The sequence below is a fragment of the Burkholderia sp. AU17457 genome (genome assembly GCF_002223255.1).
Lineage (GTDB): Bacteria > Pseudomonadota > Gammaproteobacteria > Burkholderiales > Burkholderiaceae > Burkholderia > Burkholderia sola.
The window spans coordinates 1,159,182-1,174,712 of sequence record NZ_NKFB01000005.1 but is presented as its reverse complement, the minus strand read 5'-3'; the positions used below and the strand labels follow the sequence as shown (position 1 = coordinate 1,174,712).

Annotated in this window: 14 protein-coding genes and 1 pseudogene; 8 read left to right on the top strand and 7 right to left on the bottom strand. The window is 68.1% G+C overall.

The features are described 5' to 3' along the window. Window positions 1-22: 22 nt before the first annotated feature. The 3 genes from CFB49_RS22535 to CFB49_RS22525 all read left to right on the top strand — a co-directional run bounded on the left by CFB49_RS22535 (window position 23) and on the right by CFB49_RS22525 (window position 2,628). Complete coding sequence (locus CFB49_RS22535; RefSeq protein WP_089492351.1) at window positions 23-688, top strand: cation diffusion facilitator family transporter; 666 nt, start codon at window positions 23-25, stop codon at window positions 686-688. A gap of 177 nt (window positions 689-865) precedes the next feature. Further along, the gene (locus CFB49_RS22530; RefSeq protein ID WP_089492350.1) at window positions 866-1,261 is read left to right on the top strand and encodes a helix-turn-helix domain-containing protein; all 396 of its coding nucleotides are present in this window, start codon (window positions 866-868) and stop codon (window positions 1,259-1,261) included. 2 nt (window positions 1,262-1,263) lie between these two features. Next, window positions 1,264-2,628 carry a type II toxin-antitoxin system HipA family toxin gene (locus CFB49_RS22525; RefSeq protein ID WP_089492349.1) on the top strand — a complete coding sequence of 455 codons (1,365 nt, stop codon included), beginning with the start codon at window positions 1,264-1,266 and terminating at the stop codon, window positions 2,626-2,628. Between the two features lie 21 nt (window positions 2,629-2,649). On the opposite strand, the gene CFB49_RS22520 is transcribed toward CFB49_RS22525, so the two are convergent. Further along, window positions 2,650-3,777, bottom strand: a complete 1,128-nt coding sequence (locus tag CFB49_RS22520; protein WP_069616568.1) for a 4-hydroxyphenylpyruvate dioxygenase family protein — start codon at window positions 3,775-3,777, stop codon at window positions 2,650-2,652. Window positions 3,778-4,136: 359 nt separating this feature from the next. On the opposite strand from CFB49_RS22520, the gene shiA reads away from it, so the two are divergent. The 3 genes from shiA (at window position 4,137) to CFB49_RS22500 (ending at window position 7,688) form a co-directional block, all read left to right on the top strand. Beyond that, window positions 4,137-5,444 carry a shikimate transporter gene (gene shiA / locus CFB49_RS22510; protein ID WP_089492348.1) on the top strand — a complete coding sequence of 436 codons (1,308 nt, stop codon included), beginning with the start codon at window positions 4,137-4,139 and terminating at the stop codon, window positions 5,442-5,444. A gap of 216 nt (window positions 5,445-5,660) precedes the next feature. Further along, window positions 5,661-6,962: a UDP-N-acetylglucosamine 1-carboxyvinyltransferase gene (locus tag CFB49_RS22505; protein ID WP_012340028.1), complete on the top strand. Its 1,302-nt coding sequence runs from the start codon at window positions 5,661-5,663 to the stop codon at window positions 6,960-6,962. 354 nt (window positions 6,963-7,316) lie between these two features. Next, window positions 7,317-7,688, top strand: a complete 372-nt coding sequence (locus CFB49_RS22500; protein ID WP_069616566.1) for a DUF4440 domain-containing protein — start codon at window positions 7,317-7,319, stop codon at window positions 7,686-7,688. Between the two features lie 203 nt (window positions 7,689-7,891). On the opposite strand, the pseudogene CFB49_RS37155 reads toward CFB49_RS22500, so the two are convergent. Continuing rightward, window positions 7,892-7,966 (bottom strand): annotated as a pseudogene (locus tag CFB49_RS37155) (AbrB/MazE/SpoVT family DNA-binding domain-containing protein); the annotation flags it as partial. Window positions 7,967-8,116: 150 nt separating this feature from the next. Here CFB49_RS37155 and CFB49_RS22490 point away from each other — a divergent pair. Next, the gene (locus tag CFB49_RS22490; protein WP_089436474.1) at window positions 8,117-8,890 is read left to right on the top strand and encodes an IclR family transcriptional regulator domain-containing protein; all 774 of its coding nucleotides are present in this window, start codon (window positions 8,117-8,119) and stop codon (window positions 8,888-8,890) included. Between the two features lie 18 nt (window positions 8,891-8,908). Here CFB49_RS22490 and CFB49_RS22485 read toward each other — a convergent pair whose 3' ends face one another. The 5 genes from CFB49_RS22485 to CFB49_RS22465 all read right to left on the bottom strand — a co-directional run bounded on the left by CFB49_RS22485 (window position 8,909) and on the right by CFB49_RS22465 (window position 14,998). Continuing rightward, entirely contained in the window at window positions 8,909-11,209 is a 2,301-nt protein-coding gene (locus tag CFB49_RS22485) for an ATP-dependent DNA helicase (RefSeq protein ID WP_089492347.1), read from the bottom strand. Continuing rightward, complete coding sequence (locus CFB49_RS22480) at window positions 11,206-12,900, bottom strand: VRR-NUC domain-containing protein (protein ID WP_089492346.1); 1,695 nt, start codon at window positions 12,898-12,900, stop codon at window positions 11,206-11,208. Before CFB49_RS22480 ends, CFB49_RS22485 begins: the two co-directional genes overlap by 4 nt. A 96-nt stretch (window positions 12,901-12,996) precedes the next feature. Next, window positions 12,997-13,875, bottom strand: coding sequence for a MipA/OmpV family protein (locus CFB49_RS22475; RefSeq protein WP_069616562.1), 879 nt, complete (start codon window positions 13,873-13,875; stop codon window positions 12,997-12,999). Window positions 13,876-14,078: 203 nt separating this feature from the next. Next, the gene (locus tag CFB49_RS22470; RefSeq protein WP_089492824.1) at window positions 14,079-14,390 is read right to left on the bottom strand and encodes a hypothetical protein; all 312 of its coding nucleotides are present in this window, start codon (window positions 14,388-14,390) and stop codon (window positions 14,079-14,081) included. 308 nt (window positions 14,391-14,698) lie between these two features. Next, window positions 14,699-14,998, bottom strand: a complete 300-nt coding sequence (locus CFB49_RS22465) for a hypothetical protein (protein WP_069616561.1) — start codon at window positions 14,996-14,998, stop codon at window positions 14,699-14,701. 122 nt (window positions 14,999-15,120) lie between these two features. Between CFB49_RS22465 and CFB49_RS22460 the strand changes: the two genes are divergently transcribed. Then, complete coding sequence (locus CFB49_RS22460) at window positions 15,121-15,369, top strand: hypothetical protein (RefSeq protein ID WP_089436470.1); 249 nt, start codon at window positions 15,121-15,123, stop codon at window positions 15,367-15,369. The last annotated feature ends 162 nt before the right edge of the window (window positions 15,370-15,531 follow it).

The following is a 15,531-nucleotide window of genomic DNA, read 5'->3' as shown; positions in this document are numbered from 1 at the left end:
CGATTCCGACAAGCGATCCGCCATGCAGCGCCCATCGCGCGCCACGTCCCACGTTTACGCAGCCACGTCCCGAGCCCTCGCCGTCAGCCTCGCGATCAACCTGCTGCTGCTCGCCGTCGAGGCGGCGGCGGCATGGTTCGCGCATTCGTCGGGATTGCTCGCGGACGTCGCGCACGCGGCGATCGATCTCGCGGCCGATGCGCTGATCCTCGTCGCCTGCCGGTTCGACGCACGCCTGCCGCCGGAGCGTCGTCCGACTTACGAGCCGCTCGCGCTCGCGGGCCTCGGCGCATTACTGGCCGTAACCGGCGCGCAGATGATCTGGCATGCGCTGACCCGGTTCAATGCGCCGCCGATCGTGCAGCCGGGCGCGACCGCGCTCGCGCTGGTTGTCGTCACGCTCGCCGGCAAGGCCGTGCTGTCGTACTGGATGCTGCGCAAGGCGCGCGAGACCGGCTCCGCACTGCTCGAGGCGAGCGGCTGGCACGTGCGGACCGATGCGCTGTCGTCGTTGCTCGCGGCGCTCGCGATGGGTGCGGCGCTGGTCGGCTTCGGCCGTCTCGACGACCTCGCCGCGCTGGTGATCGGCACGTTGGTGATACGCACGGGCGCGGGGTTCGTCCGGCGCGGCTGTGGGCAGTGGCCGGCGTTGGCCGACTGGGCGAATCGCTCGACGCGCGGGTCGTGAACGCTGCGGATGTCGCCCAACGTCCGATTCGCGCCCTTCCCTGTACGATCGATCTCCGTGTAACAGGCTAACGTTTGTTTTTTGTTTATACAGGCTATGATTTGTATTTCTTCAATACATGCCATAGACTGTATTTTCCGATTACAAACGATCGCCTGTCATCTCGCGGAGCGCCCGATGGCCTTTCCTGTCCAGACCCTGACCCAGTTGCGCCCGATACTCGTCGGCTTCCGGAAATCCGCGGGGCTCACTCAGGCGCAACTGGCCGCCCGCCTCGGCATCACCCAGCAATCCTATGCCCAGCTCGAAGCCAACCCGTCGGCCGTCAGCATCGAGCGGCTTTTCAAGGTGCTGAACGCGCTCGGCGTTCGGATGATGCTCAGCCTGGACGAACGGGATGCGCCGGCGGAAGCGGCCGATTCGGCTTCCGGCGCCGAGCCGACGGCGCGCCGCAAGCCGGTCGCGAGCAAGCGCGGCACCACGGCCGCCAAAACCCCGATCGGCGCCGCGCGGAAGCGCCCGGCAGCAACGACTCGAGCCAGCCCGCGCGGGTCGAAGCGGGAGGACTGGTGACGATGGCCGCACGCGCCCGCCATGATCGGCTCGATCTATGGATGAACGGCATTCCCGTCGGGTACTGGGAAATCCGCCGCGGCGTCGAACGTCTCGTCTACCTGCCGGACTGGCTCGACGATCCCCAGGGCCGGCCCCTGTCGTTGTCGCTCCCCTTCACGCCCGGCAATCAGCCGCATCAGGGCGCGATCGTGGCCGATTATTTCGACAACCTGCTGCCGGACAGCGAGCCGATCCGCCGCCGCATCGCGCAACGTTACCGGCTCGGGTCGACGGCGCCGTTCGAATTGCTCGCGTCGATCGGCCGCGACTGCGTCGGCGCGATCCAGATGCTGCCGCCGGGTGAGACGCCGGTCGATCTCGAGGCGATCGAAGGCGCGACGCTCGACGACGCAGCCGTCGCCGACGTGCTGCGCCACGCGACCGCCGCGCCGCTGCCTGGCCGTGGGGAGCCGGACGCCGACCTGCGCCTGTCGATTGCCGGCGCGCAGGAAAAGACCGCGCTGCTGCGTCAGCGTGATCGCTGGCTGCGTCCGTCGGGCAGCACACCGACGACGCACATCTTCAAGCTGCCGCTCGGGCGTGTCGGCAACATGCAGGCCGACATGCGCACGTCCGTCGAAAACGAATGGCTGTGCTCGAAACTCGTCGCCGCGTACGGCCTGTCGGTGGCGCCGTGCGAGATCGGCCGGTTCGACGATCAGAAGGCGCTGATCGTCGAGCGTTTCGACCGGCGTCCGTCGCGCGACGGCTCGTGGATCCTGCGGCTGCCGCAGGAGGACATGTGCCAGGCGACCGGCACGCCATCGGGGGCGAAATACGAATCGGACGGCGGCCCCGGCATCGAGACGATCATGAGCATCCTCGCGAATTCGGCTGACGCTTCCCGCGACCGGATGAATTTTTTCGTCGCCCAGATCGTGTTCTGGGTGCTGGCGGCGATCGACGGCCACGCGAAGAACTTCAGCATCGCGCACCTGCCCGGCAATGCGTATCGCAGCACGCCGCTGTACGACGTGCTGTCTGCGCATCCGATCATCGGTACAGGCCGCAACCAGATTCCGCCGCTCCGCGCACGTCTCGCGATGGCTGTCTGCGGGAAGAACCGGCACTACGTGATCGGCGAAATCCAGCCGCGCCACTGGATCGCGCAGGGCCGCCGCGTCGGCCTGACCGAAGACGACGTGCGCGCCGCGATGGCGGCCGTCGCCGCACGGACGGAACCCGCGATTGCCGAAGCCGCCGCGCAGATCCCGACGGATTTTCCGGCGGACGTGGCCGACGCGATCTTCGACGGCATGCGTCGGCACAGCCGCAAGCTCGCGGCGGCCGATCGGGCGTGGCCGAAAGCGTGCGCGGCGGCGTAACGGCCGCCGGCGCCTGATCGTTCAGCCGGCGTCGCGCGCGCGGGCGAGTGCCGCGAGATTGCCCTCGCCGAACCCGTGGTGCCCCTTGCGCTGCACGATCTCGAAGAAGATCTCGCCGGGGCGGCGTTTGACGAAGGTCTGGAAGAACAGCTTCGGCACGCCGTCGCTGCCGATTTCGCCGTCGAGCAGCACCGCGCGGCGGCGCAGCGCATCGAGATCGACGCCATGCGCGGGCAGCCGCGCATCGACGTCGTCGTAATAGCGTGCGGGCGGTTCGATGAACTCGACACCGTTCGCACGCAGCGCATCGACGCACGCCAGGATGTCGTCGGTGGCCAGCGCGACGTGCTGCACGCCCTCGCCCGGATGGTCGGGCAGGTATGCATGCATCAGCTCGGTGCGCCGCGTACCTTCCTCGTACACCGGAATCCGTACCGCGCCGCACGGCGACACCATCACGCGCGATTCCTCCGACACATGCCAGTGCGCGTCGATCTGGTGGATCTCGCGGAAATGCAGCAGGTCATGGTAGAAATCCAGCCACTCCTGCATGCGGCCCGCGCCGACGGTTTGCGTGAAATGGTCGACCTGCTGCAGGCCGACGCCCGCGCAATCGAGATCGGTATGCGCGGTCGCGATGTCGATCGGCCGGAAATCGATGTCGAAGATCGAGATGTCGCCGACGCCGCCGCGCTGGCCGTCCCGCCCGCGCCAGCGGTCGACGAAATACAGGTGCGAATCGCCGATGCCCTGGATCGCCGGAATCTTCAGTTCGCCGACGCCGACCTTCTCGCCCTCGAACGCCCAGGCACCGAGCTGGATCGCCCGCTCGAACGCGCGCCGGGCGTTCGCCACGCGCAATCCGATCGCGCAGACGCCCATCCCGTATTCCTCCGCATAGCGCGCGGCGAACGAATCGGGCTCGGCGTTGATCAGGAAATGCATCTGCCCCTGCCGGTACAGCGTGACGTTCTTGCTGACGTGCCGCGCGATCGCCTTGAACCCGAGCTGCTCGAAGCGCCGCGCAAGCGCGTCCGGCACGGGCGCCGCGAATTCGACGAATTCGAGGCCGGCCATCCCGAGCGGATTGTCGGCCGGATCGGCGACGGGCGGCGTATCGCTGGACAAGGGGTGGGAATTGCCGGGCATTCCAGTCTCCGGGGGCATGCGGTCGATGGGGGAATGGTGCCTGTCGCGTGCGGCATGCGCGGCCGATGTAGCGGCCCCGCTTCCGCCCCGGACGGGCGAGTTGTCGATGCTGCAGATTTTAACCAGATCGTTCACGGCGGCACACCCCGGCCGAACGGGATATCGGTGTGCCGCCTAGTGCAAACCCGAAAATCGTTCGATAATCGCACGGAATTGAACGATCATCGCGCACATTGTCCGATTGGCCAATTGCCGCCGTGCGGCGCGAGCCCTATTCTCCGTTCACCCATCGACTTCAATGCAGCATCGGACGCGGCGCCGCCACGATTCCACGATGCGCCGTGCCAGGAGACATCGCCATGACCCCCACCTTCGACACCCTCGACGCCGCCGCCGGCGCCCGTGCGCGCAGCCAGGCCCGCAAGGCCGCGATCGGCAGCTTCGTCGGCGCCGTTGTCGACTGGTACGACTTCCTGCTGTACGGGATCGTCGCCGCGCTGGTATTCAATTCCGAGTTTTTCCCGAAGGTCAGCCCGACGATGGGCACGCTCGCGGCGTTCGCCACCTTCGGCGTCGGCTTTCTGTTCCGGCCGCTCGGCGGCATCGTGTTCGGCCACTACGGCGACCGGCTCGGCCGCAAGCGGATGCTCGTGCTGACCGTGATGCTGATGGGGCTGTCGACGGTCGCGATCGGCCTGCTGCCGACGTTTTCGACGATCGGCTGGTGGGCGCCCGTGCTGCTGGTGCTGATGCGCGCGATCCAGGGTTTCGCGGTCGGCGGCGAATGGGGCGGCGCGGCGCTGATGGCCGTCGAGAGCGCGCCGAAGCAGAAGAAGGCGTTTTACAGCAGCGGCGTGCAGGTCGGCTACGGCGTCGGGCTCGTGCTGGCCACCGGCATCGTCTCGATCCTGAGCCATACGCTCGGCGAGGCCGCGTTCAAGTCGTGGGGCTGGCGCCTGCCGTTCGTGTTCAGCATCGTGCTGGTGCTGATCGGGCTCTGGGTGCGCAAGAACATGGACGAATCGCAGGAGTTCGTCGAGAAGGTCGAGCACGGCAACCGCAAGCTGCGCCTGCCGGTGCTGGAAGCGCTGACGCGCCACCCGAAGGCGTTCCTGCTGATCGTCGCGCTGCGGCTCGCCGAACTGTTCACGATGTACATCGTCACCGCGTTCGCGCTCAGCTATTCGACGACGAACCTCGGCATGTCGCGCGACCTGTTCCTGAACATTGGCCTGCTGGTCGGCGCGGTGAGCTGCGTGACGATCCCCTGCTTCGCGTGGCTGGCCGACCGCTACGGCCTGCGCCGCATTTATCTGATCGGCGCGCTGATCGGCCTCGCGTCCGCGGTGCCGTTCTTCGTCGCGCTGGAGTCGCGCTCGATCGCGTGGATCGTGATCTTCTCGATCCTGCTGGCGAACGCCGCGCACGACATGGTCGTGAGCGTCCAGCAGCCGCTGTTCACCGAGCTGTTCGGCGCCGAATACCGCTACAGCGGCGCGGGCGTCGGCTACCAGTTCGCGAGCGTCGTCGGTGGCGGTTTCACGCCGTTCATCGCGGTCGGGCTCGTCAGCGTGGCCGGCGGTTCATGGCATCTCGTCGCCGGCTATCTGGCGGTCGGCTGCCTGATCTCGCTGGTGGTCGCCGCGCGGATGCGGGCGGCGCAATGACGCAACGAGCGCGTGGCGGGCCCGATACGCGGGCGGCCACGCGATCGGCCATTGCGCCATGCCGGCCGGTATTCGGCCAGCTACATCGCGGACGCGACGTCAAACACTGTCAGTTACGCGCTCCGATTCCCCTTTTTCCCCTCCGAACATTCCACGCCGCGTGCCGACCAATGGCATCATATGGGCCTACGTCAGTCACCGATACGCCCCCATATCATGTCGAATCTCATCGTCCACGGCGGCACTCCGCTGCGCGGGGACATCAAGCCGTCCGCGAACAAGAACGCCGTCCTGCCGATTCTGTGCGCCACCCTGTTGACCGATCAGCCGCTGCGCCTCGTCGGCGTGCCGGACATCACCGACGTGCGCAAGATTCTCGATATCTTCCGCACGCTCGGCAGCGACGTGTCGGTCGATTTCACGACGGGTCTGCTCGAGCTTCACCATCGAAACACGAAGTTCGATCCGGCCGTTCATCGGCTGCCCGAGGCGATGCGTTCGTCGATCATGCTGATTCCGCCGCTGCTCGCGCGCTTCGGCGTCGCGCGCCTCGAGAACGACGTGAAAGGCTGCACGCTCGGCGTGCGCGAGATCGATCCGCACGTCGAAGTGTTCGAACGTTTCGGCGCGCACATCGAACGCACGCCTGATTCACTGATCGTCCGTACCGACGGCCCGCTGACGGCCAACGATCACTGGCTCGACTACGCGTCGGTAACGACGACCGAGAACTTCGCGCTGTGCGCGACGGCCGCGAACGGCACGTCGACGCTGATGAACGCGGCATCCGAGCCGCACGTGCAGGAGTTCTGCCAGTTCCTCGCGATGATCGGCGTCGCGATCGAGGGCATCGGCACGTCGCGGCTTTGCGTGACGGGCGGCGGCAAGCTCGGCGGCGGCGAGTTCCGCTTCGCCGAGGATTTCCATGAAATCGCGACGTTCCTCGCGCTCGGCGCGATCACCGGCGGCGACATCACGGTGCGCAACTCGTCGCCCGAGCATTTCCCGCTGATCGACCGCACGTTCGCGAAGTTCGGCGTCACCGTCACGCACCGCGACGGCTGGTCGCGCGCGGAACGCGACGGCCCGCTGCGCGTGCGCCGGCCGTTCACGCAGAACATCCTGACCAAGGTCGAGGCTGCGCCGTGGCCGTACCTGCCGGTCGACCTGCTGCCGATCTTCATCGCGCTCGGCGTGCGCGCGGAAGGCAGTGCGATGTTCTGGAACAAGGTCTACGACGGCGCGCTCGGCTGGTCCGGCGAACTGTCGAAGTTCGGCGCGCACGTGCTGTTGTCCGATCCGCACCGGCTGATCACGTTCGGCGGACTGCAACTGACGCCGGCGCGCGTCGAGAGCCCGTACATCATTCGCGTCGCGATCGCGCTGCTGATGGTGGCCGCGAGCATCGAAGGCCGTTCGGAAATCATGAACGCGTTGCCGATTCGCCGCGCGCATCCGCATTTCGTCGAGAACCTGCGTTCGGTCGGCGCGAACGTCGAGTGGACGAGCAGCGAATAAGGTCATGACGGATGCGGCGCGCGTAATGGTCGCGTCGCATCCGGTTCGTTCGCTTTTCATGCCGTATCGGTCGCTTCCATGCGCGGCCGCGTAGCGTTCTGCCACCGGCCGCCATCTGTCCGCGTCCGCACACTGCGTGTTGCTTCACGCCTCTTCCCGCGGTCGGCGCCGGCCCGACGACGCGTCATCGGGACGTTTACTCATGCGCCCCGCCGGCTTTTTCTCGCTCGCGGAAAACGAGATTCGGACCCGTCCAATTGCCGAAATGTGAGCCCGGCCACAGACTGCCTTCCCGACCCGGCGGATACCGCCAAAAACCGCGCATCTGCGCGCCATCAGGAAAATGGACAGCCTATGGAACCCCGAGCCACCCTGGCGCAGATGCGCGACGTCTGGATCGATGCGTATCGTCACGCCGACGTCGAACAACTCGATTTCATCGCCAGCCCGCACTTCGTTGTCCGGCACGAAGCTCACATTCGCACGAAGGCGCAATTTCTTGCGCGAATGCGCGTCGTCGCGGCTGAGCGCGCGGTGGATAGATCGGGTATCGAGTATCGGGACGAAACCATGCAGATCGTCACGCGCGGGCAATGGGCGACGATAACGGGCATCGGGTCGGTATGGATAAGCCAGGCAATCGATTCCCGCTTCGATTTCGTCGAGCAGTGGTGCGTGATCGACGCGAGATGGCGCATTGCTGCGCTCTGCCACGAACACAAGTAAGCTGGGCTGCGCCGCACGTGCGTTCCGGCGCTCGAATGAGTCGACTCAATCCGACTCGTTTGCGTCGTTCCGCCTGAACCTGAAATCGCCCGGCAGCGTGCCTCTGAACGCCTCAACGGCAGCAGAAGCGCTTCGAGGCTCACGTAGGGGCTCGCGACCAAAGCGCTGGCACGGTGAACGACGATCTCGACTTCGTCGCCTTCACGCAGCCCCAGTTCGCCGACCAGATCGGCCCGAAGGCGCACGGCCAGATCATTCCCCCACTTCACAACCCGCATACGACCTCCTTGAATGGATGCCGCCGACTCTATATCTGCCCCCCAATACCACGCGCAAGGATGGCGGATCGGCCGATCTCCCGCTACTCCTCAACCCGCGCGATAATCGCCCACTCCTGCGCGAATACCGCGCGCCACCGCCCACCCGTGATGACGAAAAAGCCGGAACTCGACCGACGCGACTGGATTGCCGGCCTCGAAAAAGGCCTGATGATCCTGGAGGCATTCGACAGCCAGCACGCGCGCATGACGCCCACGCAGGCCGCCGCACGCACCGGCCTCACGCGCACGGCCGCGCGGCGCTACCTGCTGACGCTCGAGTCGCTCGGCTACGTGTACACCGACGGCAAGCTGTACGGCCTCACGCCGCGGGTGCTGCGGGTCGGCTGGTCGTACTTCGATTCGGCGCGGCTGCCGCGTACGGTCCAGCCTTATCTGCAGCAACTGAGCGCGTCGCTGAACGAATCGGCGTACGTCAGCGTGCTCGACGGCTGGGAGCTCGTGTTCATCGCCCGCAACGGCGTGTCGCGCGTGATGACGACGGGCTTCGTGCTTGGCGCGCGCGTGCCGGCGCCGCTGACGTCGCCCGGGGTCGTGCTGCTCGCCCATCATCCCGATCGCGAAGCCGTGCGCGCGTGGCTCGACGAGACCGAGCTGCCGCCGTTCACGCCGCACACGATCACCAACAAGGCCCGGCTGCTCGAACAGGTCGACCGCGCGCGCGACGCCGGCTACGCGGCGATCGAGCAGCAACTGCAGGTCGGCGTACGCGGAATCGCGGTGCCGCTGAAGAATCGTCACGGCGAAGTCGTCGCCGCGCTGAGCACGAACATGCCGATCGGCGCGGAGACGACCGATGCGGCCGTGCGGCGCGTGCTGCCGCATCTGCAGGAAGCCGCGCTCGCGATGCTCAACGTGTTGTAGCGGCCGGCGCCGCCGCCGTCACCCGATCCGCCACCACCGCGGCAGCAGGCTGCGCACTTCGCGCCGTCGGTAACGGTCGTCGATCAGATGCACGACGCCTTCGTCGTGCTCGGTGCGGATCACGCGCCCGGCCGCCTGCACGACCTTCTGCAGCCCCGGATACAGGTACATGTAGTCGTAACCGTTGCCGAAGCGCGCGTCCATCGCGCGCCGCATCTGCTCGTTGATGTCGTTGACCTGCGGCAGCCCGAGCGTCGCGATGAACGCGCCGATCAGCCGCTCGCCGACCAGGTCGACGCCTTCCGAGAACGCCCCGCCCAGCACCGCGAAGCCGACGCCGCGTCCGCCCGCGTCGAAGCGCGCGAGAAACGCGTCGCGCTCGCTTTCGGCCATGCCGGGCGCCTGAGCCCACACGGGGACGTCCGGATGGCGCGTCTGCATCAGCGCGACCACGCGCCCGAGGTAGTCGAAGCTGCTCAGGAAGCCGAGATAGTTGCCGGGTCGCGCAGCGTATTGCGCGGCGATCAGGTCGGCGATCGGCTCGAGCGAGCGGTCGCGGTCGCGCCAGCGCGTCGACACGTGGCTCGCGACGCGCACCGTCAGTTGCTCGGCGCGGAACGGCCCGTCGACGTCGAGCCAGCCCGTATCGCCGGGCAGCCCCAGCGTATCGCGATAGAAATGGAACGGGCTGAGCGTGCCCGAGAACAGCACGGTCGCGCGCGCGGCTTCGTAGCGCGGCGCGAGGAAACCGGCCGGGATCACGTTGCGCACGCACAGCGTCGACTGGACGCGGCGCCGGCGGCCAGCCGTCGCGACGCCGTCGAGTGCGGGCTGCCGCGGCATCGGTTCGCCATGCAGCGTCGCGTCGAAGATCGACGCGCTGTCGAATGCTTCGGCCAGCACGCCGAACTGGATCGCCTCGAAATGGAAACGCAGCAGCGCGTCGCCGTTCGCGCGCGGCGCGTCGGTCAGGTGCTCGCCGATCGCCGCGACGAGGTTTTGCACGGCCGACACGATCGGGCTGGGCACCTCCGGATAAGCCGCATAGCGCTCGGCCTGCGCGCGATTGAGCGTGCCCCACGCGCGGCCGAGCCGATCGAATGCCTTGCGCAACGCCGCCGGCGCGGCTTCGCGCGCGGCCGCGAACGCGAACGGGTCGAGCGACGCGCTGTACATCTTGCGGGCGCGGTCGAGCAGGTTGTGCGCTTCGTCGACGAGCACGCCGACGCGCCACTGGTTCTGCTGCGCGAGCGTATGCAGCATCGCGCTGCCGTCGTAATAGTAGTTGTAGTCGCCGATCGCCATGTCCGACCAGCGCGCGAGCTCCTGCGCCAGATAGTACGGACAGACGTCGTGCGCGAGCGCGGCGGCGCGCACGGTATCGCGATCGAGCAGCCCGGCCTCGATCGCCGCATCGCGCGCGGCCGGCAGCCGGTCGTAGAAGCCTTTCGCGAGCGGGCACGATTCGCCGTGGCACGCGAGGTCCGGATGTTCGCACGCCTTGTCGCGCGCGACGAGTTCCAGCACGCGCAGCGGCAGCGCGGGCGTGCCGGCGCCGAGCGTCGCCGCCGCTTCGAGCGCGAGCGCGCGGCCGGGGGTTTTCGCGGTCAGGAAGAATACATGGTCGAGCTCGCCCTCGCCGCATGCCTTCAGCAGCGGGAACACGGTGCCCAGCGTCTTGCCGATGCCGGTCGGCGCCTGCGCCATCAGGCAGTGTTCGTCGCGCGCCGCGCGATAGACGGCCACCGCCAGCTCGCGCTGGCCGCTGCGGAACTGCCCGTGCGGGAACGCGAGCGCGCGCAGCGCCGCATCGCGCGCGGCGCGATGGGCCGTCTCGCGTTCGGCCCAGCCGACGAAGCACGCGCACTGCTCGGCAAAGAACGTCGCGAGCGTGGCGGCATCCAGCGTTTCCGTCAGCACCGTCTCGCGCTCGGACACGATGTCGAAATACACGAGCGCGACGTCGATTTCCTTGAGGTCGCGCGCGTCGCACATCAGGTGCGCATAGACCTTCGCCTGCGCCCAGTGCAGCGTGCGATGGTTGGCCGGCATCGCGTCGAGGCTGCCGCGATAGGTCTTGATTTCCTCGAGCCGGTTCGCCACGGGATCGTAGCCGTCGGCGCGGCCGCGCACGGTAAGCGTGCCCCACGTGCCCGTCAGCGCGATCTCGGTTTCGTAGCGCGCGCCGCGCTTCGACGTGACCGCGCCGTGGCCGGCGATGCCTTCGAGCGCGGTCGGCGCGGGCGTGAAGCGCAGGTCGAGATCGCCGCGCCGCGCGGTGAACTCGCACATCGCCCGTACCGCGACGACGTAGCTCATGCGGACAACCCCGCCGCCTCGGCATGCGCGACGCCGTCGCCGGCCCACTCGACGTCGACGACGCGCACGGGCATCCGGTGGGCGAGGCAGTAGGCGAGCCAGCGCGTCTGGTTGTCCTGCAGCCGGTCGCCAGGGCCCTTCACCTCGATCAGCTCGTAGCGGCGCTCGTCGGGCCAGAAGCGGACGAGATCCGGCAAGCCGGACCGGTTGCTGCGGATATCCGCGAGCAGGCGCGTGAACCACAGCCGCAGGTGCTCGGGCGGCAGGCAGGCGAGCGCTTCGTCGAGCAGCGCGTCGGTCAGCACGCCCCAGAACACGAACGGCGACTGCAGCCCGGCCTTCGTCGCGAAATGCCGGCGGATCGTGTCGCGGTACGCGCCCGAATCGAGCTGCGCGAAGCAGGCGTCGAAGGCCGCCGCGCGCCGCATGGCGAAATCGGGTGCGTGCAGGTCGGCCGGGCCGCGCTGGAACGGGTGAAAGAATGCGCCGGGCACGGCCGCGAATACGGGTTCCCAGCACAGCAGCCCGAACAGCGAATTGATCAGCGTGTTTTCGACGTAGTGGACCGGCGCAGCCGGCTGAGCGAGATGGTCGCGCACCGCGAATTCGACGCTGACGGACGCGTCGGGACGCGCGAGCACGAGCGTCTCGCGCGGCACGTTCGCGGCAGCGGCCGCGCGCTCGACGCGCTGGCCGGCGCGGCGCTGCAGGCGCGGCAGCATGCGTTCGACGCGCTGACGCTCCTCGTCGCTTTCGAAGCCGCCGCGGGCGTCGAGCGCCAGCGCGAGCGCGTCGTCGTCGCGCCCGCAGCGTTCGAGCACGCGGATGCGCCGGTGGCGGCTGCCGGGCCATGCGCTGCGCGCGTACGCGTCGAGTGCGGCACACCAGTCGGCGCGGCGTTCGCACGCCTGGCCGAGCGCGAACAGCAGCTTCGCGCGGCGCGTCGCGAGCCACGGTTGCGCGCAGTCCACCGCATCCAGCGCGCGAATCAGGTCGTCGAACGGCAGATCGTCGGGCCATGCATCGAGTGCGTCGCGGCACATCTGCAGCGCGAGATACGCGTCGACGTCGCCGCGCTGCTGGAACGCGCGCGACGACGGCGCGATCGGCACGCTTTCGTACTGGAACACGCCGAGATCGGCGAGCACGAATTCGCTCCAGTCCTGATGCAGATTGCCGAAGAACATCAGCCGCAGCCGGTCGCACAGCGCGCCGACCGTCACGCGCAACACCCGATCATCGGGCTGCGCGCACCACGCGTCGAGCGGTTGCGCGACGTCGTGCGCGGGCCGCAGCCGGTCGAGCCAGTCGGCCTTGCGCTCGCCCGCATGCGCGGCGAGCGCCGGAAAGATGCGCAGCAGATCGGCCTTGGTGGACAGCGCGAACAACTCGTCGAGCGTGAGCGCCGGCGCGGGATCGACCCAGCCGAGCGCGACGAGCGGCGCGACGGCGTCGAGCGTGCAGCCGATCTCGTCGTACACGAGCTTGCTCGCGCGGAAATCGGACCCGTTGCGCATCAGCATCCGTACCAGTAGCGCGCGCGACGCCTGCGGCAGCGTCGCGAACTGCCGGACGAACGCGTGCTCGTGCGCGTCGAACAGGTCGTCGTAACGCTCGCCGAGCCAGGCCAGCGCACGTTCGAAATTGGTCAGGTAGTAAAACGCCGGAGGCGTCGGCGAGGCAGGCGTCACGGGGATCGATAACTGTACGTTTGTACAGGTCGCAATCATATCAAATATGACGGGCAATGCCGCACGCGGCGTCGCCCTTCCACTGCCCGGCCCCGGTCAGAACTGGTAATTCACCGACATGTCGAACACGCCGTTGGTCGACTGCTGCGTGATCGGGCTGCGCGCCGCGCGGCCGACGAGCTGCTCGAGCGCGCCGTCCACCGTGACGAACCAGTGCTTGTTCACGAACCACACCATCGTCATGCCCACGCCGGCCGACTTGATCCCGGCCCCCGACGAATAGGCCGGTAGCCCCGAGCGCGCGGCCGCGCCCGGGTTCACGCCGAACCAGCTGTTCATGTAGCGGGAGTCGGCGAACGTCACGGTCGGCCCGGCGAACCAGAAGAAGTGCTCGTTGCTGCCGGGCATCGGCATGTACGCGGAGAAATCGCCGGTCCAGCCGTTCGACCCGCCGATGCTGCGCCGGACGTCCGCGCGCAGCACGAGCGGGAAATCCTTCGAGACCACGTAGTCGGCCGCGAGCTTCATCACGGGCGCGGCGTTGATGTTGTCGAGACCGTTCAGATGACCGAGATCGTCGGCCGACCGGCGCCCGAGGTCATAGCCGACCGACAAGCTCACGCGCCAGTTCGGCCCGCGCAGCACGTTCGCGCCGAGGCCCTCGCCCGTCGACAGGAAGAACAGGTCGCGATAGCGGATGTCGAAGTTCGGGCCGCCCATCACGCGATAGCGGTCGGAGCCCGCGTAGCGTGGCTGCAGCGTCATCGCGGCGCCGACGCTCACCTGCCACGTGGGAATGTTCGGATCGAAGAGTTTCTGGAGCGGTACGCCCGCCGTGTATTGCCATTCGCCGAGCGGCGAAGGCGTCTGGGCCGACGCGTCACGGGCGCCGGCGGCGAGCGCCGCGAGTGCCGACAGGCCGGATACGAACCGGCGTACGCCGGGGGACAGCAACAGGCGAGCAACAGTGGTCAAGGCGGTCTCCGTCGGTTGCACGAAACGAACCTGAAGGAAAGCGCGTCGCGCTTCATCGGCTGCAACGGCAGGCAGCCTGCGGCGCGAACGTAGCATGCGCTGAATTAACGGACATCCTACGCGACGCGCGCGCGGACGCAAAGCGCCCGCTGTATGCGGGCACTTTGCCGGAAGCCGGCACGAGCCGGCGAATGATTGCGGAATCAGAAACGCTCGACGTGATAGTCGCCGGCGAGCGCGGCCGGACTGCGGGTCGACATCATCCGCGAGAAGCCGTCGGCGAGCCGGCCGAGCGCGAGCTGCTTCTGGCTCGCGTCCCAGTGCGTGTAGGTGTCGTAGGCGGCATCGTCGAACGAAACGGTGACGGCGACCGGACGGCCACTCGCGCGAAAGCCGATCTGCAGCACGCCGCCCGGCAATTCCTCGATCTGATAGCGGAGCGAACGCGATTCGAAATAGCGGCCCAGTACCTGAGCGATCGCGCGCTTGTCTGGCGATTGCACGTGAATGTCCATGACGGTCCTCCTTTTCAATGTTCGCGTGGCCGGTCGCCGTGCACGGCTCCCGCCCGGCATCCGCATCGGCGGCGGATTCGACGGCGGGTCGCCCTGCGGCAGCCCGTCGGGCACGGGCGGATCGACCGGGTCGTCGTGCCCGGGCGGCGGCGGATCCGGATCGACGTCGGGTGTCGTCGGTTCGGGGCGGTGCAGCATGGATGGCGTGTTCATGTCACTCCTGCGCGACGGCGCGCGCCTTTCGATGGCAAGGCGAGCCCCCGCAAGCGCCGTGCCTGCTCCGGCGCCGTGACCCTGGGTCGCTCGGCTTACTCGTCGTACGCCGCCATGACGAGCCACATCGTGCGCCCCTCGGCGGCCAGTTGCACGGCGAGCGCGAACGGATCCGACGGTTCGCATTGCGCGACGAGCGCCTGCTGCGCGCGTTCCGGGCCGTCGTAGACGGTGTCGTTCAGTTCGCGTACCTCGTCCTTGCCGTCGAACATGCGCCGCTCCGGTCGATAGAGCCGCGATTCGCGCTTCCACGTATCGAAACGCTCGCGCACATGGCCGAAATCGCCGCCGCATACGTTCGCGTCGTAACGTATCCTTTTCCTGGCTGCATTCATCACGATGCCCTCTCGTTCATCCCGGACGCGTGCCCGGCCGGTTACCGCCGGCTTGCAAGCGCCGTGCCGCGGCTGCCACGGGTACGGCGCTTGCGCGTTCTCATCCACAAGGAGGTTCGACCATGACCGTACACGCCACCGGCCGCCGCGACGCCGTGTCACCGGCCGCCGGACTGCTCCGGCTCGCCCCGTCGCGTCCGCCGTCTGAAGACAAGACGGAGGAGCGCATCGACGAAGGGCTCGAGGAGACGTTTCCGGCCAGCGATCCGCCCGCCGTCGGCGGTGCGACGCGTATCGACCCCACCAAGCCGTCCGGCGAGCACGAACGTCGCGCGCCGCACGTCCCTTCCCCGCCCCGCGATCACGGCTGACGGCGGCACCCGGCGCGCGTTGCGTGGCAGCGCACCCGCGTCGGCCCAATCAGGAGCGATTCGATGAAAGTCCTTGAACGCAGATGGCACGAAATCAGTGGGGCGGCCGGCGTCGCGGCGCTGGCCGCGATCGAAAGCGCCGTGGTGCTGGCGATCGTCACG